Source organism: Siphonobacter sp. (assembly GCF_048595215.1).
Taxonomy (GTDB): Bacteria; Bacteroidota; Bacteroidia; order Cytophagales; family Spirosomataceae; genus Siphonobacter.
The window spans coordinates 1-23035 of record NZ_JBMDWJ010000044.1; the positions used below are offsets into that span (position 1 = coordinate 1).

Below are 23035 nucleotides of genomic sequence, written 5' to 3' on the forward strand. Positions count from 1 at the left end.
TGTTTAATATCTTTGCATGTAACTGTAACACCATACTCATCAGTACTATTGATTTTGATACTTGTCAAAAACCTATCAATTTTCTCTTTTGAAACAATATTATCAAATAAAATATGAAGATTCACTTCTTCCCCCCTTCTATTCACAGCCGTATCTAATCTAAATTCAATATTCAAAAAAAAGACCTTTTTAGTTTCAGGATATATCTTCTTAAATATTTTAATAAAATCAAAGTAATTTTCGCAGCAGAAATAATCTGTAATACCAAAAACTGAAACGTCTGATTCTTCAATCATTTCACAGTATTTTTGCCAAATTGAATCAACGTCTGTTGCATCTAAAAGCTTAAAATTATCCGATAACTTAGTAAGTGGAGTATGTAAGTGTAAATCCCACTTTCTCCAGATTGAGCCTTTCATTGAGATAATATTTGAAGGTTTAATTTATAAAATTGACCTTTCATATTAATTATATGAAAGGTCAATTTTTGAGTAATACACAACTATACTTCAATTCTATTCGTCAACCTCGTAATCATCTTTATTGATTTTTTTATAAATTAATGCATCATAATACAGATAACTAAGAAATTCCTTTCCGTCGATATCTTCTACTAACTCCTCTACTTTTCCTAAAGCAGCAAATAATTTGAACATAGTATCGACTTCATTATTTAATTCATTCAACAAAATCTTTCTTTTGCTTACAATACCAGGATTTTTCGATTTTTCAATCTTTCTATATACTAAATGTTTTATACCATTTAAATTTTTAGTTTTACTAATATCTTCAATAGTTTTGTATACATCATCCTCCTGTTCAATATATTGATCAAGATCTTTTAATTTGGCTATAGCAGTTTCCGGTGTTGATCCATGACTTATAGATAATAATTTATGTTTAACTCGGTTAGATTTTATATATAACTGTTTCTCTTCACCATTTTCTTCACCATAAATTATATTTACAGCCCCAACAAACTTTAAAGATTCTCTTTTTATTTCATCATTTGATACCTCAATTACGTATTTAACTTTACCTACACCAGAGATTAATTTTGCTTTCTCCTTTCCAAAATATATTCTAACGTATGGCTCATTATACTCAAATTTTTGTATTACAAATTCAGCCTGCTTTAATTCCATCTGTCTGCTTATCCCTATCAGTCCTAATAGAACTGTTATATTATCATTATAATCATTATATCTTTCCGAAACTATAGCTCTAAGAAAGTATTCATTCTTTTCATTTTTGATAATTCTGTAAAAGCTTGAATGTTTATTTTCAGGTATTATATTTTTAATATCTATAAGTAATTTTTCTACAAAAGTTTTATGTCCTTTTTCGAGCAATTCAGCTTCAAAAGATTGCATTGAAAATAAACTTTTCAATAAATCATTCTTTGATGAGTATTGAGGAGTGCATATAAACTCTTTATCCTTTACAACATCTTTAGCAATGAGTTCATCTATATTTTTAAATGCTTTATAAAATTTTTTATCATCTCCATAAAAAAATTCCATATTACTTATATCACTTTTTAAATCAAATTTCACAAAATCATTATTGATTTTTTCTAAGGCCTTTACTAAGGCACTTGCTCCTTTAATTTTTATAAAATCTGATTTTATATTATCTACATTAAGTAGTTTAGAGAATGCTTCATAGTATTTGTTTCCTTTTGCTTATTTTAGTACATCTACTAAGTGTACTCCTTTGTCGTTTTCATGAAAATGACGAACAGATTTTTTTACAAATAGTTTCATGAGGTTTTTAAAGTTAATTTTAGTTCAAGTGATCAATTATTATATCAACATTATTATAAAATAGTTATCAACAAAACTTTTAAATATTTTATTTAAATATATATAAGAACAATAACTTATTTATACTCAATAATTTTACTAACACTAATTTGTCTATAATTTGATCTTTCTTTTATTTAACTTTTCTTGAAATTAAGTCTTTATATCTATTTCAGATTTCCTTTTTTTACTAAATTTTCATAATCAGATATTATCTTTATTATACTCACTTGTAATTACTTATTTTGTTAACTGTTTATATATGAGATTTTAAGATTATTCTACAATATACCTATTTCTACAATTGTTCGACTACTTCGAATAACTAGTAGCAAAGTATTACTTATGAACAATGCTGCATCTATGACTGCCTTAAAAGAGAGCCTAGGCGGCCACATCACTTTGGATTGATATTATATATATATTAATCGGAATAGCTAGTAAAAGACCTATACAATGTAGCCAAATTTTAATTCTACTATAAAAAGGGAATATTATAGTGGCAAGTAGAAAAAGTGGGATACACACAAACCACCAACCATAAGAGGCTTTTTGTTGGGCATCAGGCGTCGTAGTGGTTTCTTTAAAATAGTCGGGTAATACCCGATGCTTAACCGGGATAAGGTTAGGTATATACTTCTTCATGCGGACACCTGACGGAGTGTTGGGTTAATGCTATAAAACTATTGATAAAATTTGAAATTATATTGACGTTGGTAAAATTTACGTATAGACCTAATCAGAAGCGAGGGGTACTACCTAAGTTTGTATACGTTTATGGAATATCTTACTAAGGGATTCATATATGACTCTTATATCCACTTACCATGGCTATTTGATTATAAACCCAGTAACTAGCATTTCTAAGCAACATAGAGATATAAATGAAAAACCCTAGCTGGCAAAAAGACGAACTCATTTTAGTACTGGATCTTTACTTCCGGCAGGAATACAGGTCGCTTGGGCCAAAGCACCCCTCAGTTATCGATTTGAGTAATCTTTTAAATAAGCTTCCCACAATACCCCTGGATCAACGAAATAACAAGTTTAGGAATCCAGATGGGGTATATATGAAGTTGGGTAACTTTCTGAGCATTGATCCAACGGATACTCGTACTGGGCTAGCCCGCTACGGCCAATTAGATAAAGAGATCTTTTTTGAGTTTTACCAGAAGAAGGATGAACTGAGAAAAATAGCAGATACAATCTCCAAGCTCGCAACAACCGAAGCTCCTTACATTTTCGCCCCAAATGATGAAAGTGAAGAACTAGAAGTCCAGGAAGGAAGAGTTTTGTATCGATTTCATAAGCATCTAGAACGAAAACCTACACTAATCCAAAGGAAGAAAGCTATTGAAGTTAAAAAGAGAAAGCTCATCTGCTGCGTATGTGAATTCGACTTCCAGGCCACTTACGGAGAGTTAGGGATTGGATTCATCGAATGCCACCATACCAAACCTGTAAGCTCAATGAGGCCCGGTGATGTAACTAAGTTGAGTGACTTGATTTTGGTGTGTTCCAATTGTCACCGCATGCTACATCGCCGACTGAGCATGGATTGGAAAGAGCTTAGAGGTATTGTCCAACAACTAAAATCATAATTTATTTTGATAGTCACTTTCCTACTGCATCATCAAATGAAACTTACATTCCGGAACTTCAAAATAATCAATGTAGGTGAGTTTGTAGGTGATCAGCAATAAAAAAGCCTTACGAATAAATTCGTAAGGCTCTGATTTCCAATGTGATCCCAGCAGGACTCGAACCTGCAACCTACTGCTTAGAAGGCAGTTGCTCTATCCGGTTGAGCTATAGGACCAGACTCAGCCGGTTTCAGCGTGGTTCACAGAATTCTGAGAACGGGCACTGGTCAATTTAGTAGTCGGGGTGGCCAGATTCGAACTGACGGCCTTCTGCTCCCAAAGCAGACGCGATACCGGGCTACGCTACACCCCGAAAAAATTCAAAACTGTGCGGAGAGGGCGGGATTCGAACCCGCGGTACGCTTTAGGCGTACGACAGTTTAGCAAACTGCTCCTTTCGGCCACTCAGGCACCTCTCCTTCTCCGTTTCGGTTCGCAAATATAGGCTCTTAAAAACCCCAAACACAAGTATTTTCGAAAAAAAATTCGTTTTTTGCAGTTTTCACCGTTGATAGCAGTATGATTTTTAATCGTGATTGGGGACGAACGGAGCTGATTTTCATTGCTTTATTCGGTATTCTATACCTCATCTATTTGGGTCGAACTTTTTGGTATGCTCACCGACTGAATACCTCTGCCCGCTCCGTTGCCCTGAAGTTTTTTCTTCGCTCGGCGGCCATGGGTGCTCTGATCATCGGGTTGCTGGAGCCTTCCTTCGGCGATCCCGAACGGGATGTGCAGGCCGTGGGCAAGGATATTTTTCTCGTAGTCGATGTCTCCAGCTCCATGGATGCGACGGACATTCAGCCTTCCCGCCTGCAACGCATCAAGTTTGAACTGAATCGACTCATTACGCAGTTTCCCAACGATCGCTTCGGTCTCATCGTTTTTTCCTCGGGCACCTACCTACAGTGCCCGCTGACTTTTGACCGCAACGCCCTGACCGTCTTTATCGAGTCGCTCAACACCCGCATGCTGACCGATCAGGGAACCGCCTTCGAACCGGCCCTGCAAATGGCCCTGGATAAACAGTCGGGCGAGCATACGCGGGCTAATGCTTCGAAAGTTATTGTGTTTCTCAGCGATGGTGAAGATTTTAACGGCGTCGCTACCAAAACGCTCCGGTCCATTCGCCGACAGGGTATTCAGTTGTTTTGCTTGGGCATTGGCACCCGCGAAGGCAGTCGTATTCCCTTTGGTAATGGATTCATTAAAGGCGAGGACGGTTCCTTTGTACGTACGTATTTGCAATCCGAGTCGCTGGAGAAAATGGCCGCGACCACCGGCGGTGACTATTACGAAATCACCACCGTACGCAACGATTTTCCCCAACTGACCCAAAGCATACAGCAGGTAGCCGGGCGGCTGATCGACCAGCGGAAAATAGCCATTACGTCCAATCGCTACTATTATTTCGTTATTCTGGGTCTGGTATTACTGAGTCTGGATATTTTGATCACGGTGCGTACGTTTCGTTTGTAATCCGCTCCGAGTCGAGCTTGTGTATGAATATTTTCTGGTTAAAAATTGCCATCTGGCTGACCACCTTGGGCTGGCCCAGTCAGATTATCCAACGAAATCAGGCTAAACGCATGGCCGAAGAAGCCTATCGTCAGAAAAAATACGATCAGGCCATTCAATATTACGAGTATTTGGAGCGAACGCAGCTCGTACCCGATCCGTACATCATTTTGAATATGGCTCACGCGGCCTTTGCCCAAAAGGATACGGCTTTGGCGTTGCAGCAGTACAATCGGCTGATTCACGTATCCGATGCCTGGATTGCGTCTGCTGCTCTTAATCAGTTGGGGGTCCTGGCCTGCTCTTCGGGCGATACACTACGAGCCGAGGAACAGTTTCAGCGAGCCCTGGAGCGGAATTCCGAAAACGAACAGGCCCGTTTTAATTACGAATTTGTTCGCCGTCGGCACATCGACCGCCCTGATATGCCCACGACACCTCCGCCGCCTAATACTTCGGCCAGTACGCCGCCGCCCCAGTCCGCCGAAGTACAGGCTTCCACCCGCAAAGAAGAAATTTTAAAATCCTTGAATCAAGTAAATCTTTCCGAAGAACAGGCCTTACGCCTGCTGGAATCTTCCCGCAACCAGGAGATTCAGTACCTCCAGCAACACCCACACCGGGCCGAGAATACGGTAGAGACGAAGGAAAAATGGTAACCCTTCGCCTTTAAATCCGGACGGTCTTTCCGCTTGTGCGTACTCATTGAAGCCAGAAGTTGGCATTTGTACGGAAGCTCGTTAATTTTGCCACCCGCAACTTATACAAAGGTTCATGCCTATCTCCCGTACCGAATTTCAATTTCCCGGTCAGACCGGCCTGTATCACGGCAAGGTTCGTGACGTATACTTTTTTGACGATACGATGCTGGCCATTGCCTCCGACCGTATTTCAGCATTTGACGTGATATTGCCCAGTGCCATCCCTTACAAAGGACAGGTGCTTAATCAGATTGCCGCTCACTTCCTGCAGGCTACGGCGGATCTGGTTCCTAACTGGTTACTGGAAGTGCCCGACCCTAACGTTAGTTTCGGCTGGAAATGTGAAGCTTACCCCGTTGAAATGGTCGTTCGAGGGTATCTGGCAGGTCACGCCTGGCGTACCTATCGTTCCGGATTACGGGAGCTTTGCGGCGTAACCCTACCCGAAGGACTGAAGGAAAATGACCGACTGCCTCAACCCATCATTACACCTACGACGAAGGCTCACGAAGGACACGATGAGGATATTTCCCGCGAGGAAATCCTCCGGCAGGGATTGATTTCCGAAGAAGAATATACGCAACTGGAGCAGTATACACTGGCTTTGTTCGAGCGGGGCACCCAAATGGCCGCCGATCAGGGACTCATCCTGGTTGACACGAAGTACGAATTCGGGAAGCGTGGTACGGAGATTTACCTGATCGACGAGATTCATACGCCCGATTCGAGCCGCTATTTTTACGCCGACGGATACGCCGAACGGCAGGCGGCGGGCGAAACCCAGCGGCAACTCTCCAAAGAGTTTGTGCGGGAGTGGCTCATTGCTAATGGATTCCAGGGAAAAGAAGGTCAGACTGTTCCCGCCATGTCGGAAGAATGGACGCAGGAAATATCGCATAGATACATCGAGCTGTTTGAAAAAGTAACGGGCCGCACGTTTGCTCCCACTCCAGATCCCGACGCTTTGGCTCGTATTGAAGCTAATGTGAATGCGTTACTGGCCGCGAGAAATAGCTAGTTGGTTGTTGTTTGTACAAAATAATTTTTTGTTATCAAGAAGGTTGTACCCTAGCCTGTCTTGATCAGTCAAATAGTTCCAGCTCTTTGGGAAGCCGCTGATCAGTGACCCCAACAACTATCAACAAACAACACCGCACAGACTATCAACCGAAACTAAAAATCATAAAGGACCACTGTAAACGTATGGAGTTTAAAATAGAAAAAAGCCAGCAGTACGTATTGATCGACGTGAATACGGCGACTATCGATACGGAAGTTTCCCAGGGCATTTCCAAGTCCGTAGCCTCCCTCTGGAAAGAAGGGTACACGAACATGGTGTTTGATCTGGAGAAGGTACAAACGATCGAGCAAGATGGTTTTTCGGTACTGCGTAAAGCCAACGAACTGTGTCTGCGGGACGGCGGTCTGCTGGTACTAGTGAGCAAGGATGAGGACTTAATCGAAAGCTTGGATGAAGCCAAAATCCGGGATCTGACGATTCTGCCGACCGTCGAAGAAGCCGTGGATGCCGTGTTCATGAACGAACTCGAAGGCGAATTCCGCGAAGAAGAAGACGATGAATACGATTACGGCGGAAGTGCCGACGAAGAAGGCGGCAGCTCTTCCAGCAAAGACGAAGAATATTAATGAAAAGCTGGCCTAAGGGCTGGCTTTTTTTGGGATGAGGAATAATTCTTTTCCGTTCCCACGTAAACACAAACCTTACAAAGCTTTGCAATTTCAAGTCACCATTTTAGGTACGGGTTCCGCGACGCCAACCCTGCAAAGAAATCCTACGGCTCAGTGGATTACGTATGACAATGAGCATTTTTTGCTGGATTGCGGCGAAGGTACACAGCTACAGATTCTGCGGTATAAACTGCGGCTGAGTAAGCTGCACCACATTTTTATTTCCCACTTACACGGTGACCATTACTTTGGATTGTTTGGACTCCTGACGAGTATGAGTCTGACTCAACGGCTGGAACCGCTCGTGATTTACGGTCCGCACGGTCTGGATGAAATCATTACCACGCATTTTAAATACTCCAATACGTTACTGACCTATCCGCTGGAATTCCGCACCACCAATCCAACCCAGGTCGAACGCATCCTGGATCACCCGCACCTGACCGTCGATACCGTTCCGTTGCAGCACCGCATTCCTTGTACCGGTTTTATCTTCCGGGAAAAACCCCGGGATCGGAATCTGATTCGCGGGCTGGTGCCCCCCGAGGCTCATCCGAACGAGCTAATTCAATTGAAACAGGGAAAAGACGTACTGGATGAAAATGGTCAGGTAAAATACCGTTTCGAAGATCTGACCACCCCGCCGCCTACGCCCCGCAGCTACGCGTTTTGTTCGGATACTATTTATCTGCCCGAACTGTATCAGTACGTACAGGAAGTCGATTTGCTGTACCACGAGGCCACATTCGCGGACAATTTGCTTGAGCGAGCCGTACGGACTAACCATTCCACGGCCCGACAGGCGGCTCAGGTTGCTCGTGATGCCCAGGTGGGCCAGTTGCTGTTAGGGCATTTTTCTTCGCGGTACCGGGAAGTAGACCACCTCTTGCCCGAAGCCCGTGAAGTGTTTGCGAACACGTTTCTGGCCGAAGAAGGACATACGTATGCCGTCGGTATCAATCCGCAAAGCATCGAGCATCAGCCTTTCTAGACCCCTTACTATCCTGTAGCTTCCTGCCCGGAACCTCGTTTCTGAGAGAAATGTGGTTCTTTCGTCATTGGATTACCAGCCGTGGTTCTTTACTAACGCACGACCTAATACACTATGACGAAACACTTGCTTCTCTTTTTTCTGCTGTTGAGCCTGCATACGAAAGCTCAAAACCTGGACTGGGTTACCAAGACGGGTGCCCGCCGTTTCCCCGACGCTTCCCAGGAATTTAGCGTGAATGCCTACGGAGCCAAAGCCGACGGCAAAACGCTCGCTACCAAAGCCATTCAGAAAGCCATCGATGCCTGTGCTCAGAAAGGCGGCGGTATCGTCACGTTCAAGCCAGGCAGCTACGTGACGGGGGCTTTGTTCGTAAAATCCAACGTACATTTAAAAATCAGTAAAGACGTCCTGATTCTGGGCAGTGAGAAGCTGGAGGACTACCCCGACATCGATACCCGCGTGGCCGGGATTGAAATGAAGTGGCCCGCCGCCTTGTTCAATGTGATGGACGCCAAAAATGCGGCCGTTACGGGTGAAGGCGTAGTGAATGCCCGGGGAAAATTCAACTGGGATCTGTACTGGAAAACCCGCAAGGAATACGATACCAAAGGCCTACGCTGGATCGTGGATTACGACGTGAAACGGGTACGTACGTTCCTCGTCCAAAATTCCAGCGACATTACACTGAAAGGGCTTACCTTCAAAAATGCGGGTTTCTGGACGGTACAATTGCTGTATTCCGATCATCTAACCGTTGACGGCGTCGTGATTCGAAACAATGAAGATGGCAGTGGTCCGAGTACCGACGGCGTGGACGTGGATTCCTCGACCTGGGTACTAATCGAAAACTGTGACATTGACTGTAACGATGATAATTTCTGCCTGAAGGCCGGTCGTGACTGGGACGGTCTGCGGGTAAATAAGCCTACGGAATACGTGGTCATCCGCAAGTGCATTGCCCGTCGCGGGGCCGGACTGGTCACGTTGGGTAGTGAAACTTCCGGCGGCATCCGCCACGTACTGGCAACCGATCTCTACGCCAAACACACCGATAACGGCCTACGCATCAAGTCAGCCACGACCCGCGGCGGTACCATTGAGGACATTTACTTCCAGAATACGGAAATGGATTCGCTGAATACGGCTTTCCAATTTAACCTCAACTGGTATCCGGCCTATAGCTACTCCACGCTTCCCGCGGGCTATACCTACGAAGCGATCCCCGCTCACTGGAAATCGATGCTTCAGAAAGTAACCCCGGCGGAAAAGGGAATTCCCTACGCTAAAAATATCTACGTAAAGAACGTCAAAGTAACCAACGCCCAGACGGCTTTCGTCGCTACCGGACTGGAGCAGTCTTTACTGAAAAATTTTGTCTTTACGGAGAGCAGTATACAAGCTCAGGAACTAGGCGTGATGGAGTATACCAGCGATTGGAATTTCGATCAGTTGAAACTATCCATCGGCAAAAAACAGCCCAAGAAGAAAACGGGCGGTGTCGAAGATGAAGAACGGCTCAAATAATCAGCCTGTTCATTTATTCTCTTAAGAAACGTACGGCTTAAAAGTCGTGCGTTTTTTATAAATACCGCTTTTGTTCGTCATTCCAGGCCATTTGCTTCCTGTTTGTTTTCCTTTTTAGCATTTCCCAGACGATTTCATCTTTTTTTTATTAAAAATTCATTTTGAAACTTAACAAAACCTTAAAACTGGTTTTTTTTCATTTTACACAAGTGATATACGGTTTTTGAAACCTTCAACAGACGGTTCTTAAAATTTTCTTTTCTGAATCAACGAAATGGAAACCTAGTTAGCTAATTATTAAATTTTCAAGATTAATTGTCTTTTATTAGGAATATAAAAAAGTTAACACTAAATTTAATTATTTCTTTAAATCTTAAGGATTCCAAATATTCTATGGCTAATCCGATTTTTAACCAATTATTTTTTGTAGTATCTTAGCAGACCAGTTTAAAATCTGTGGTCCTTTTCTCCCTTGATACAGGTTTTGTTCTGAGATTTTCCATCTGATTGCATTACCGAATTTTGAATTTTTACCGAGCAAACCGTTAGGAATATGTCTGACCAGCCTAACCAGCAACCTCTGGGCCTCTACCGCCCTGAATTTGAGCACGATGCCTGTGGCATTGGCTTCATTGCCAATATGAAAGGCCGCAAGTCGCACCGCACCGTCCGCGATGCCATCCAGATTCTGGAACGCATGGATCACCGGGGTGCCTGTGGATGTGATCCGAACTCCGGTGACGGAGCCGGCATTCTGCTGCAAATTCCCCACGAGTTTTTCCTGAAAGTATGTGCCAAGGAAGGCATTAGTCTGCCCGCCGCCGGGGATTACGGCGTCGGAATGACGTTCTTCCCCAAAGATGCCGCCGTACGTCAGGAATGCAAGGAAGTTATTCATCGTCAGGCCTTAGAACTGGGCCTGGAAATTCTGGGCTACCGCGTCGTTCCCGTGAACAATGCGGACATTCAGGGAGCCGATTCCGGCAACTCCGAGCCTCAGATGGAACAGTTGTTCATTCGCCGTCCGGCCCACCTGACGGGTGAACTAGATTTCGAACGGAAGCTGTACGTATTCCGTCAACTGGTGACGCGGGTCGTGAACGAAGCCGTACGGGGAGTGAATGAGAAGTTCTATTTCTCGTCGCTTTCGACGCGTACCATCATTTATAAGGGGATGCTCACAACGATGCAAACCCTGCCTTATTTCCTCGATTTACAGAATGAATCGGTGACCTCGGCTTTTGCCATCGTTCACAGCCGATTCTCTACCAATACCTTCCCCGAGTGGAAACTGGCTCAGCCTTTCCGTTTCATTGCTCACAACGGTGAGATCAATACGGTTAAAGGAAATGTAAGCTGGTTCAAAGCTACTTCGGCCCTGTTCAAGTCAGATGTGTTCTCCGACGAGGAACTGAAAATCATTCGCGAGGCTCTTTGTCCAGCCGGTCAGTCCGATTCGGCGAGCCTCGACAACGCCATCGAGTTACTGTATTTGGCGGGTCGCTCGTTGCCCCACGTGATGATGATGCTCATTCCCGAAGCCTGGGATGGCAACACGGAAATGGATCTGCAACGGAAAGCCTTCTACGAATACCACGCGGCTCTGATGGAGCCCTGGGATGGTCCGGCCTCGATCTCGTTTACCGACGGAAAAATCATCGGTGCTACGCTCGATCGGAATGGTCTGCGTCCGAGCCGTTTCTGGGTACTCGACGACGATACTGTCATCCTGTCTTCGGAAGCGGGGGTACTCGACATCGATCAATCAAAAGTGGTTTCAAAAGGTCGTCTGCAACCCGGTCGTATGTTCGTCGTGGATATGGAGCAGGGTCGCATCATTCCCGACGAAGAACTGAAATCCGAAATTTGTGCCGCTCAGCCCTATCAGAAATGGCTGAACAAGTACAAAATCACGCTGAACGATCTGCCCGAACCCAAAACGGAGTGGAATACGCCTTACGATAAGGAGCTCATTACCAAGCAACAGGTATTCGGCATGACGTCGGAAGACATCCGAATGATCCTGACGCAGATGGTGGAAACTGGTAAGGAAGCGTTGGGTTCGATGGGGGTAGATACGCCACTGGCGATTCTTTCCGACCAGAGCCAGCACCTGAGCCATTACTTCAAGCAATTGTTTGCCCAGGTAACCAACCCGCCCATTGACCCGATTCGGGAGCGTACGATCATGTCCCTGATCAGCTACGTGGGTGGTTACGGAAACATCCTGACGGAATCACCGGAACACTGTAAAGTGCTGGAATTTCGTCAGCCCGTGCTGGACAATACGCAGCTGGAAAAAATCCGGAACATTGATACCCGGCATTTCACCAACAAAACGGTATACACGACCTTCCGGGCTAGCGGCGGCGTAGGTGCTCTGAAAAAAGCCCTTAAACGGATTTGCGAAGACGCGGAATACGCCGTTAATGACGATTACCAGATCATTACGCTTTCCGACCGTGGCGTGGATTCCAACCACGCTCCGATCCCCTCGCTGCTGGCTACTTCAGCCGTCCACCAGCACCTGAGCCGCAAAGGCTTGCGGGCGAAAGTGGGTCTGATCGTAGAAGCGGGTGACGTTTGGGAAACGCACCACTTTGCTACCCTGATCGGTTTCGGGGCGGCAGCGGTGAACCCGTACATGGCTTTCGAAACCATTTCGAACATGCGGGAGAAAAACCTCGTATCGGTTCCTTACGATTTCGACAAGCTTTGCCAGAATTATATCAAGGCAGTGAACGGTGAGTTGCTCAAGATCTTTTCGAAAATGGGCATTTCCACGCTTCAGAGTTACCAGGGAGCTCAGATTTTCGAAGCTCTGGGTATTACGAAAGAAGTGGTGGATGAATATTTCACCGGAACGGTTACGCGGATTGGCGGTCTGAATCTGGACGGTATTCAAACCGAAGTACTGATTCGTCACCATCAGGCGTTCCCGGAGGCTCACGTGGGCAATCCGCGTCTGGAAGTGGGTGGTGTGTACCAGTGGAAGCACCGGGGTGAATTCCACCTCTTCAATCCTGAAACGGTTCACGCCCTTCAGCAATCGACGAAGAAGAACGACTTCGAGTTGTTCAAGAAATATACCAAAGCCATTGACGACCAGACCCAGAAAACGGCCACTTTACGCGGCCTGCTGGATCTGAAACTGTTGCCCCAATCGGAGTGGCTGAAAGACGAAGAAGTGGAATCCATCCAGAGCATCATGACGCGGTTTGCGACGGGTGCCATGTCCTTTGGTTCCATTTCCTGGGAAGCTCACTCCACGCTGGCCATCGCCATGAACCGGATCGGCGGCAAGTCGAACACGGGCGAAGGCGGTGAAGATCCGAAGCGTTTCTATACGGTACTGCCCAATGGTGATTCGATGAACTCGGCCATCAAGCAGGTAGCGTCCGGACGTTTCGGGGTAACGATGGAATACCTGACGAACGCTAAGGAGTTACAAATTAAAATGGCTCAGGGAGCCAAGCCCGGTGAGGGTGGTCAGCTGCCTGGCCATAAAGTAGATGCCTGGATTGGAAAAACGCGTCACTCGACGCCCGGCGTAGGTTTGATTTCGCCCCCGCCCCACCACGACATTTACTCGATTGAAGATTTAGCCCAGCTGATTTTCGATTTGAAGAATGCGAACCGTCAGGCTCGTATCTCGGTCAAACTGGTATCGGAAGCGGGTGTGGGTACGGTAGCTACGGGTGTAGCGAAAGCTCACGCCGATCATATCCTGATTGCGGGTCACGATGGCGGTACGGGAGCTTCTCCCCTGTCGTCGATTCGTCACGCGGGTCTGCCCTGGGAACTGGGTCTGGCCGAAACGCACCAGACGCTGGTACGTAACCGCTTACGGGGTCGCGTCACCATTCAGACGGATGGTCAGCTGAAAACGGGTCGTGATATTGTCATTGCAGCCCTGCTTGGAGCCGAAGAATTTGGCGTAGCCACGGCAGCTCTGGTCACGATGGGTTGTATCATGATGCGGAAGTGTCACCTGAATACCTGCCCGGTGGGCGTTGCCACGCAGAATCCGGACTTACGGGCTCTGTTCACGGGCGATGCCGATCACGTGGTGAATCTGTTCCAATTCCTGGCGAACGAAGTTCGTGAGTACATGCGGAAGCTTGGTTTCCGTACCATCAACGAAATGGTGGGTCACGTGGAGCGTCTGAAAGTACGCGAAGGCGTTCAGAACTGGAAAGCCAAATCGGTGAATCTGGGAGCCATTCTGTACCGCGATCCGATGTACGATACCGAGCCGATGGTGAAAGTAGAAGAGCAGGATCACGGACTGGATGTACAGCTCGACTGGGCCATGATTGAAAAGGCCAAAGCGGCTCTGGAAAATCAGGAAAAGGTAACGGGCGAATTCCCCATCATCAACGTGAACCGGACGGTAGGCACCATGCTTTCCAACGAAATCACGAAGGTGTACAAGGCCAAAGGTCTGCCCGCCGGAACGATTCACTTCAAATTCCGGGGTACGGCCGGACAAAGCTTCGGAGCGTTTGGTACCCACGGGATGCGACTGGAACTGGAAGGCGACGCCAACGATTACGTGGGCAAGGGCCTTTGCGGTACGGAGCTGATCATTTACCCCGACCGTAACATCAAACCAGACTTCATTCCTTCTCAAAATAGTATCGTCGGTAACGTGTGCTTCTACGGAGCCACTTCCGGTGAAGCGTACATCCGCGGTATGGCTGGCGAACGTTTCGGCGTTCGGAACTCGGGTGCCAAAGTAGTCGTCGAAGGCATCGGCGATCACGGTTGCGAGTACATGACGGGTGGTTTAGTAATCATTCTGGGTAATACCGGACGTAACTTCGGTGCGGGTATGAGTGGCGGTGTCGCGTACATCTGGGATAAAAACGGTGATTTTGCTGACAAGGTCAATCCGGAAATGATTACTCTGGAAAAGCTCAGCAGCGAAGATCATAACATCGTTCGCATGTACGTTGAGAAACACCGTTCGTATACGAAGTCGAAAGTAGCGAACATCGTACTCGATAACTGGGATACCCTTGCCGATCAGTTCGTGAAGGTGATGCCGACCGACTTTAAGCAGGCTCTGGCCAACAAAGGCATTGCCCTGAGCGATCAGATTGCGAACAAAGAAGTCGTATACGGTGACTTTGTAGCAGACGTGCTGGTAAAATAATGATTCGGGAGGATTCCCGCCCCTGGGAATCCTCTCTACTCTCCCCTTTCAAGTTTTCCAATTCGATCATTCGTACTGCCTTCGGGTAGTCACTATTCATACGTACAATGGGCAAACCAACTGGTTTTCTGGAATTTACGCGAGAATTACCTAGCAAACGTCCGGTAGCTGAGCGTAAACTCGATTACAAGGAAATTGACATTGATCTGTCTTTTGAACAAGTACAGACGCACAATGCCGCCCGCTGCATGGACTGCGGTATTCCTTTCTGTCACAACGGCTGTCCGCTGGGAAACATCATCCCGGAATTCAACGACGCCGTGTACGAAAACAACTGGGGTCTGGCTTACGAAATTCTGAGTTCGACGAACAACTTCCCGGAATTTACGGGTCGTATCTGTCCAGCTCCCTGCGAGGCTTCCTGCGTACTGGGCATCAACAAGCCCCCCGTTACGATTGAGTACATCGAGAAATCCATCATCGAGTACGCCTTCCTGAACGGTTACGTGAAGCCCCTGCAAATTGATGAGAAAGATCGTACGGGTAAGAAAGTAGCCGTCATCGGTGGCGGACCTGCGGGTCTGGCTGCGGCGGCTCAACTCAACAAGGCGGGTCACTGGGTTACCGTTTACGAACGGGCCGATCAGGTGGGTGGTTTGTTACGCTACGGCATCCCCGATTTCAAACTCGAAAAATGGACCATCGACCGCCGTGTAGAAGTGATGCAAGCCGAAGGCATCACCTTCAAAACGGGCGTCAACGTGGGCGAGGATATTTCCGGCTCGGAACTGCTCGATCAGTATGATCTGGTTATGCTTTCGGGCGGCTCGACCGTGGCCCGGGGGATCAACAAAACCTGGGATGGTAAGGATGTAATTGGTTGGGATACGTACCTGAACAAAGGCGTACACCCGGCCATGGAATTCCTGAGTCAGCAAAACAAGCGTAATGCCAACATTGACCGTGTATACGATCATCGCGGCATGCACTACAAAAATGGAGAATTGCTCGCGACGGGTAAACACGTGGTCGTGATTGGTGGTGGCGATACGGGTTCTGACTGTATCGGTACGTCCAACCGTCATTCCGCGGCTTCGGTTACGCAGGTAGAGGTAATGCCCGAACCCCCGAAAGATCGCCACCCGGGTACGCCCTGGCCCTTATGGCCGAATATGAAACGGACCAGCACCTCACACGACGAAGGCTGCGAACGTTTCTGGAGCATTTCCGTGAAAGAATTTATCGGTGACGGTGAAAAACTGACGCACCTGCGTATTGCCGACATCGTCCTGACGGTAGTGGATGGCAAAGCCCAGAACGTTGAGCAAAACGAACGCGTGGTTCCCTGCGATCTCGCACTAATTGCGGCGGGCTTCCTCCACCCCCAACGCGAAGGTCTGTTGTCACAACTGGCTGAACAGGGACTGGAATTTGACAACCGCGGTAACGTCCTTTCGGATGATTACCAGACGGGTATCGACAAAGTATTCGTAGCCGGTGATATGCGTCGCGGACAATCGCTGGTGGTATGGGCCATTAGTGAAGGTCGCGAAGCCGCCCGTGCTGCTGACTGCTACCTCAACGGTGGAACTTCGAAACTCGAAGCGAAAGCCAAGTCGATGTTCGCGGTGGTTTAAATAGAATTTTAGTAATGAAGAAAAGCCCTCCGACATATTCTATCGGAGGGCTTTTCTTTGTACATAGGATCCCATCAAAACGGTATCGGCGGTTGTCGCGTAGAGAGAAGCTTCGTCCGCAAGTAAGGTACCAGGGCAATTGCCAGCATGGTTACCCCAATGACAGCGGCCACAATCAGGTAATAATCCATCGAATAGCGAAGCTGCGTTTGCAGATCTACCGATTGGCCCAACCACTTGTTCGCCACCAGACTGGCCTGATCCCCCGCCATACCTTGGTGCATCAGCGTTTCCTTGTACTGGCTTAGGCGTTGCAGTGTGTAGGGGTTGGTGGCAGTGACCTCATCCTGTAAACGGTGGTAGTGCAAACTTTTCGAAAACAAGCGGGTGAAATTTAGAATCCCCATGCTTAGACTAAAACCCGTAAAACGTACCAGAATCCCTACCGCCGAAGCCGAACTACTGATGGATGCCGGTACGGCAGATACGTAAAAATTAATGATTGGGACCATCAGGGTGGCAGCCCCTAGTCCCTGAAGAAACAGCGGAATGATGTAATAGATCGGTTCGGCCTGGTTGGAAAACAGACTATACATCCAGACGTGAAATATTCCCAGAATGGCAAAGCCCGTCAGTAAAATCAGTCGCAGGCTTTTTTTAAGAATGACGAATCGGGATACGATCAGTGACCCCACGGCAATGCCCGCCATATTGACCAGCATCAGTTCGGAGACGTGAATCGGGTCCATTTTCAGTACGGTGGCGAAGTACGTCGAGCTTAAACCCAAGGCACCGCGACACACGTAAAACACCAGTAAGATCAGCAGTCCCAGTACGAACGACGAGCTTTTAAAGACATTCAGATTAATGTACGGACGTTTCAAGGACCGCTGCCGCAGGATAAACAAGGTCGCCAAAGCCATACTCCCGAGCAGACAGAACCAAATCCTGGGTGAATCCAACCCGTTTTCCTGTTGGCCGTATACCATCATATACGCCCACATCAGCAAGGCCGGAACCATCAGTACGAAACTGATCCATTCCACCTGATACAGGGGGATGTGGCGTTTTAATCGGACGTGGTTCATAATCAGCAATAGCAGGATTGCTCCGGGCAGCTGCATATAAATCATGAGTTTGTACAAGGCGTTGAATTCCAGGTACTGCAACGCCCAGGAAACCACTAGCGACGACAAGGGAGCCGAGACCAGCAACAGTCCATAGAACACCGTGTAGCCCATGATCCGAACCCGTTCCGTACGCATTCGCGAGAAAATCAGGTTCATGGAAGTAGCGATAATCCCACTGATACAGATTCCCTGGAAAAACCGAAGGACAAACAGAATTTGTGTCTGACGAACGTGGTACAAGGCCAGGTTAATCAGAATCGTTAGCAAAAGGCCGAGCAGAAAATAATGCTTAGCCGCAAAGTAGCTGACCAGCCGTTGTTCGAGCGAAAAAAAACTCGCTAGTGCCACGTAATACACCAGAATGGAGAACTGCACGTCAGCGGGCTCAATGCCGTAATACCCGACGGTTTCATTGACGTTTCCGGCGTATAGACCTAGCAGAAATAGCCCCGGCATCAGTACGATGAACAGCGTAGCCCGAATGAACCACTCGGGTACCCAGCGTTTAAATATGGGCAGGGTCTCCATCGTTAGGCTCCTTTCTTAAGGGTTACAACGGCGTTCATACCCGCCCGCAATCCTTTGGTTGTATTCGCGTCGTCGGTGAGTTTGATCCGGATCGGCACGCGTTGAATGATTTTTACGAAGTTCCCCGTCGCATTATCGGGCGGCAGTAACGAAAAGCGGGAACCCGTAGCGGCCGACAGCGAGACAATTTCGCCGTGAAAAATCTTTCCGGGAAAGGCATCCGTTTCGATGTTTACGGGCTGACCGATGTGCATGTGCTGTAACTGGGTTTCCTTGTAATTCGCAATTACCCACTTCCCTTCTTCGGAATCCACCATGAAAGCGAGTGTTTGTCCCGCCTGAATCAACTGACCCTTTTGAATGCTTTTCTTGCCCATTTTTCCGTCGTATGGAGCCCGAATAACGGCGTAGGAAATCTTCAGTTTGATCTCATCCAGCACGGCCTGACGGCGTTTAATTTCCGCCAGAGCGACGGCCTTCTGAGCCGTAATGTCATCGGTTTTGGACAAGGATGTTTCGTATGATTTCTGTAAAGCCTCGTACTCCGATTTCGCCACATCAAGGGCCATCTTCACGTTTTCAAATTGCTGCCGGGTGACGGATTCTGTCGCGAGCAATTTCTCGTAACGATCGTAATCCTGCTGCTGTTTGACGAGCTTGGCCTTAGCCGCTCCGATCTGTAATTGATTGACCACCGCGTTTTTATCGGATGTAATCGTGTTACTGTGCAGCACGCCAATCTGGGCCTTTGCCGTCATCAGAGCCGCTTCAGCCTCGGCTTTTTGAATCTGGTATTCGTCGTCGTCGATGACTACCAGCGTATCGCCTTTTTTCACTTCCTGATCGTCTTTGTAGTAGACTTCCCGTACGTAACCCGTCACGCGGCTCGTTACGGGGTTGATGTATTCGTCGATCTGGGCATCGTTGGTTTCTTCAAAATGGTACAGATCCCAGAGAGATTGTCCGCCCCAGACGGCTAATCCCAGCAGAATCACCAGGGCCACCCAGGCCGTTACCCGGGTGATGAGTCGATCGGTTCGCGTTTGTTTGGATGAGGGGTTCATGGCTTATAAATTTCCAGTCGTATGTAAGAGTTGATAGTATTGAAGTCGAGCCGTCAATCGAGCCGCCGCCAGATCGTACTGACTTTGCAGCAGTTGGGTATCGGCATCGATCAGATCCGTGAGTAAGGCCAGCTGATTGAAATAGGTATTCTTCACAATCCGGTAGTTTTCGGTAGCCTGCTTGATACTCAGTTCGGCCACCTGAATCCGTTGCAGGGATTCACCGTATCGCACGTACGCTTCCTTCACAGCCTGTTTGACCTGATCCTGCCGATCGGAAGTAATCACTTCCTGACGCTGCACGTCAATAGCCGCGGCCTGAATTTTATGTTTATTATGGTAGAGCGACGAAAGCGAGTACGAGGCCTTGAGACCACCCATGCCAAAACCGTATAAAGCTCCGGTGTAGGGGAAAAACGTAATCTGCGGATAGCCGTACTGGTATTCAGCGAAAAGCCCCACTTTCGGCTTGTTATCCGCCTGTAGTTCTTTCAGTCTGAGACCGGTTAGTTCCTGTTCTTTCTCTGAAATCCGTAGCAGATGAGCGTGGTCGAAGGCTTCATCCAAATAAGAATCATAGCTCCGACTGAGCGAATCTCCCTCTACCAGAGCTACGGGCTGGATTGTTGTGGTCTCGGGCAGCCCGATCATCAGATTCAATTTCTGACTGGTGATAGCGATGGAGTTTTCAATTTCCCGTAAGGCCATCTTCTGGCGGGATAACTGAAGCTCGGCTCGTAAGAGGTCACTCCGGATGACGACGCCGTTTTTATGCAGTTCACGAATGTCCGTTAGCCGCTTTTCGGCTTCTTCAATATTTTTAAGGGTCAAATCTTTGAAGATCAAACTCCGCTGTAAATCCAAGTATACCGCTGCTACGCGTAGCTTTACCTGCGATACGCTTTCTTCTTTCTGAATCTCAACCCGTTCGTGTTCGGTCTCTTCGTTTTTGATTTTCGTTTGCAGTTTCTTTCCTTCGTACAAATTGAAGTAGGCTTCGGTTTTCAACTGAAACATGTTGTGTAACACCGGGTACTGCGTTGGCGTATTCAGGATACCCCGTTCGTAAATCGGGAGATTCGTAATGCGGGCGTATTGCGTACTGGCTCCGATTTCGGGCAGCCGTTCGCTCTTAGTATCCTGCACTTTTTCGTGACTGATCTGGATCCGAAGGTTCTGTTCCTGAAGCGTTTTATTGTACTGTTCGGCCTTTTGCCAGGCTTCCGTAAGTGTAAGCGTCTGATGGGTTTCTGGTGGAATGGTTTGGGCCTGCGTTACTCCGATCAGGTTGATTCCGAGCAGTATAGCCCGTATGCATCGTTTCATTTTGCGTTACTCGTTTACAAACACAAAATTAGAATAATACAAAATGAGCTATTTTATATAAATTGCCAATTATTTGTCAATTCCAGCCATTGATTATTTTTATGAATTCGTATACAAGGGAGTATTTGCAGAATATTGATCAATTTCAAGATTCAATATTCATTATTCATAAAAAGCAAGAGGAGACGTTTCCGTACCACTTTCACCAAAAAGGACAATTTACGTATATTGAAGGCGGTATCTCCTATCTGTATACCCGCGACAAAGCTTACTTTCTTCCCGCCCGCCACTTTATCTGGATTCCGCCCGAACTTGAGCACTATGTACTACATACCTCGTCAACGTTACGGGTAACCAATCTGTACCTACCTTCCGAAAACGATCTGACGCATCCGTTTTTTAGCAAAATGGGCATTTACCCCGTTACGGATTTATTGCTGGAAATGATTCTCTTTTCCGAACGCTGGCAGGGTATGGTTCGACCCGGCGTCTACGCCTATGAGTTTCTGCGTACGCTGAAGTACCTGCTGCCCGAAATCGGTCAGCATCCGTTGCCGATTGCCATTCCCACGACGCAAAACGAGCGTTTGCTACCCATCATCACGTATTTACAACAGCACGTATCCAGGCCTTTGCACTTACCGGAAGTTGCCTACGAATTCGGGTTGAGTGCTCGTACCTTATCGCGGCTTTTTCAGCAGGAGATGGAACTATCCTTTTTACAATACGTGAAGATGTACCGCATTGTCCGGGCTATTGAGGAGTTATTACAAACGGATAAATCCATTACTGAGATCGCCTACGACGTGGGTTACACCAGCTTGTCGACGTTTAGTAATACATTTCTGCAACTGGTTAATCGACGACCCGCCGAGTTTCGAACGGCCAAATCCGTATAAAACAAAAACTGCCAGCTCAAAAGCTGGCAGTCCAAAATCTCTATCATCTGTACGCTGTACATTCTCACCTATAAATCTACAGCATCACCGGTTGCCCCGTCCGTACGGATTCATCACAGGCGAAGGCAATTTGCAGACTGTTCACGGCATCCTGTAAGTGATCCGTCAAATCCGTATTTTCCTGAATGGCTTTTAGGAAAAACTGCTGTTCCCGCTGACACAGCTCATTGTGGTCAGGCTCGTCGGTCAGGTTAATCCACTCATCGGCCTGTACAAACTGATCGTCCTGATTGAGTTTAGCCCGGTGTACCCGCAAGGATTCGGTCTTTGTATGGGAATCAACATTATCGGATTTACCCGCCGCTCCGGCGTCTTTGGCCACGATAGATACGCAACCTTTCGGTCCGATCACATCTTTCACAAAGAAGGCCGTTTCGCTCATCATTGGTCCCCAGCCTGCTTCGTACCAGCCTACTGAACCGTCCTCAAAACGGATTTGCAGTTGACCGTAGTTGTAATTTGAATCCGGAATTTCATCGGTAAGTCGGGCCCCGATGGCGTTTACCTGCACGGGCTTCGACCGCGTCATCTGACACATGACGTCGATATAGTGTACACCGCAGTCTACAATCGGACTCAGGCTCTTCATCAGATTCCGGTGTACCGTCCACATGGTACCGTGGCTCTGCTGATTAAGGTTCATTCGCATTACCAATGGCTTACCCATGTCCTGGGCGATTTCCACGAATTTTTCCCAGCTCGGATGGTGCCTCAGGATATACCCTACTACCACTTTCTTCCCCGCTTTTTCGGCCGCTGCTACAACGCGTTTGGCACCTTCAACGGTATCCGCCAGGGGTTTTTCGATAAACACATGGGCTCCTTGTTCCAGGGCCATAATCGCGTAAGGCTCGTGCGTATCGGGGTACGTAGAAATACAAACGGCGTCGGGCTGGGTTTCGGTCAAAGCCGTTGCGTAATCGTTAAACAGCGTATAACCGCCGCCTAATTTCTCGTTAAGCACTTCCTTGCTTTTTCCGGGTGAAACAATCCCGCAGATTTCGAATCCGTCCAGATTTTGGTAAGCCAAGGCATGGGAGGCTCCCATATTGCCACAGCCTACGACCAGCACGCGTACCTTGTTGGATGTAAGTGTCATGAAAATGGTAGAGGTAATCCGTTGAGAACCAGGTTCTCCGGTTTGATTAATAATTGAATCGGTTGAAAAAAGGGGTGATTCCCCCGCGAAAAGAATCTGATTTTTGTTCGGAAACAGAATAATCTGCTGAAATCACTCCATCTTTTCCCAAATAACGCGAAATTGCAAACCCCAACCGAGGCTACCATGACATATTTTAAAATTTTTTAGTGTCTCGAAGGGGTAGTTTTTTGATTAGTAAAAATTAGGGGTGACCG

15 protein-coding genes, 3 tRNA genes and 1 pseudogene are annotated in these 23035 nt (G+C 47.2%); 10 read left to right on the forward strand and 9 right to left on the reverse strand.

Going from position 1 to position 23035, the window contains the following annotated elements; genetic code table 11:
• Both ACOJTG_RS02685 and ACOJTG_RS02690 read right to left on the reverse strand, forming a co-directional pair.
• Positions 1 to 419: pseudogene (locus ACOJTG_RS02685) on the reverse strand (hypothetical protein); the annotation flags it as partial.
• 96 nt (positions 420 to 515) lie between these two features.
• Positions 516 to 1556, reverse strand: coding sequence for a hypothetical protein (locus tag ACOJTG_RS02690; protein ID WP_420152394.1), 1041 nt, complete (start codon positions 1554 to 1556; stop codon positions 516 to 518).
• A 1133-nt stretch (positions 1557 to 2689) separates the two neighbouring features.
• Between ACOJTG_RS02690 and ACOJTG_RS02695 the strand changes: the two genes are divergently transcribed.
• Positions 2690 to 3406 carry an HNH endonuclease gene (locus ACOJTG_RS02695; RefSeq protein ID WP_420152395.1) on the forward strand — a complete coding sequence of 239 codons (717 nt, stop codon included), beginning with the start codon at positions 2690 to 2692 and terminating at the stop codon, positions 3404 to 3406.
• Positions 3407 to 3550: 144 nt separating this feature from the next.
• Here ACOJTG_RS02695 and ACOJTG_RS02700 read toward each other — a convergent pair.
• The 3 genes from ACOJTG_RS02700 to ACOJTG_RS02710 all read right to left on the reverse strand — a co-directional run bounded on the left by ACOJTG_RS02700 (position 3551) and on the right by ACOJTG_RS02710 (position 3867).
• A tRNA-Arg gene (locus ACOJTG_RS02700) sits at positions 3551 to 3624 on the reverse strand.
• Between the two features lie 63 nt (positions 3625 to 3687).
• Positions 3688 to 3761 (reverse strand) — tRNA-Pro (locus tag ACOJTG_RS02705).
• Positions 3762 to 3779: 18 nt separating this feature from the next.
• Positions 3780 to 3867: transfer RNA gene (locus tag ACOJTG_RS02710), tRNA-Ser, on the reverse strand.
• Between the two features lie 100 nt (positions 3868 to 3967).
• Here ACOJTG_RS02710 and ACOJTG_RS02715 point away from each other — a divergent pair.
• The 8 genes from ACOJTG_RS02715 (at position 3968) to ACOJTG_RS02750 (ending at position 16672) form a co-directional block, all read left to right on the forward strand.
• The gene (locus tag ACOJTG_RS02715) at positions 3968 to 4930 is read left to right on the forward strand and encodes a vWA domain-containing protein (protein WP_420152396.1); all 963 of its coding nucleotides are present in this window, start codon (positions 3968 to 3970) and stop codon (positions 4928 to 4930) included.
• Positions 4931 to 4953: 23 nt separating this feature from the next.
• Positions 4954 to 5628, forward strand: a complete 675-nt coding sequence (locus ACOJTG_RS02720; RefSeq protein ID WP_420152397.1) for a hypothetical protein — start codon at positions 4954 to 4956, stop codon at positions 5626 to 5628.
• Between the two features lie 115 nt (positions 5629 to 5743).
• Entirely contained in the window at positions 5744 to 6688 is a 945-nt protein-coding gene (locus tag ACOJTG_RS02725; RefSeq protein ID WP_420152398.1) for a phosphoribosylaminoimidazolesuccinocarboxamide synthase, read from the forward strand.
• A gap of 185 nt (positions 6689 to 6873) precedes the next feature.
• Positions 6874 to 7317 (forward strand): STAS domain-containing protein, encoded by a 444-nt coding sequence (locus ACOJTG_RS02730; protein WP_094816926.1) that lies wholly within the window; start codon positions 6874 to 6876, stop codon positions 7315 to 7317.
• 85 nt (positions 7318 to 7402) lie between these two features.
• Positions 7403 to 8350 (forward strand): ribonuclease Z, encoded by a 948-nt coding sequence (locus tag ACOJTG_RS02735; protein ID WP_420152399.1) that lies wholly within the window; start codon positions 7403 to 7405, stop codon positions 8348 to 8350.
• Positions 8351 to 8464: 114 nt separating this feature from the next.
• A complete protein-coding gene (locus tag ACOJTG_RS02740; RefSeq protein ID WP_420152400.1) occupies positions 8465 to 9877 on the forward strand; it encodes a glycoside hydrolase family 28 protein in 1413 nt (470 codons plus the stop codon).
• Between the two features lie 553 nt (positions 9878 to 10430).
• Complete coding sequence (gene gltB, locus ACOJTG_RS02745) at positions 10431 to 15035, forward strand: glutamate synthase large subunit (protein WP_420152401.1); 4605 nt, start codon at positions 10431 to 10433, stop codon at positions 15033 to 15035.
• A gap of 107 nt (positions 15036 to 15142) precedes the next feature.
• The gene (locus ACOJTG_RS02750) at positions 15143 to 16672 is read left to right on the forward strand and encodes a glutamate synthase subunit beta (RefSeq protein ID WP_420152402.1); all 1530 of its coding nucleotides are present in this window, start codon (positions 15143 to 15145) and stop codon (positions 16670 to 16672) included.
• A gap of 74 nt (positions 16673 to 16746) precedes the next feature.
• Here the strand turns inward: ACOJTG_RS02750 and ACOJTG_RS02755 are convergent, their stop codons facing one another.
• The 3 genes from ACOJTG_RS02755 to ACOJTG_RS02765 are packed head-to-tail and all read right to left on the reverse strand — an operon-like array spanning position 16747 to position 20720.
• Positions 16747 to 18330: an MFS transporter gene (locus ACOJTG_RS02755; RefSeq protein WP_420152403.1), complete on the reverse strand. Its 1584-nt coding sequence runs from the start codon at positions 18328 to 18330 to the stop codon at positions 16747 to 16749.
• Positions 18331 to 18332: 2 nt separating this feature from the next.
• Complete coding sequence (locus ACOJTG_RS02760) at positions 18333 to 19394, reverse strand: HlyD family secretion protein (protein ID WP_420152404.1); 1062 nt, start codon at positions 19392 to 19394, stop codon at positions 18333 to 18335.
• Between the two features lie 3 nt (positions 19395 to 19397).
• On the reverse strand, positions 19398 to 20720 hold the full coding sequence (locus ACOJTG_RS02765) for a TolC family protein (RefSeq protein WP_420152405.1): 1323 nt from the start codon (positions 20718 to 20720) through the stop codon (positions 19398 to 19400).
• Between the two features lie 101 nt (positions 20721 to 20821).
• On the opposite strand from ACOJTG_RS02765, the gene ACOJTG_RS02770 reads away from it, so the two are divergent.
• Entirely contained in the window at positions 20822 to 21619 is a 798-nt protein-coding gene (locus tag ACOJTG_RS02770; RefSeq protein WP_420152406.1) for a helix-turn-helix domain-containing protein, read from the forward strand.
• Positions 21620 to 21695: 76 nt separating this feature from the next.
• On the opposite strand, the gene ACOJTG_RS02775 is transcribed toward ACOJTG_RS02770, so the two are convergent.
• Positions 21696 to 22778 (reverse strand): Gfo/Idh/MocA family protein, encoded by a 1083-nt coding sequence (locus tag ACOJTG_RS02775; protein WP_420152407.1) that lies wholly within the window; start codon positions 22776 to 22778, stop codon positions 21696 to 21698.
• Between the last annotated feature and the right edge of the window lie 257 nt (positions 22779 to 23035).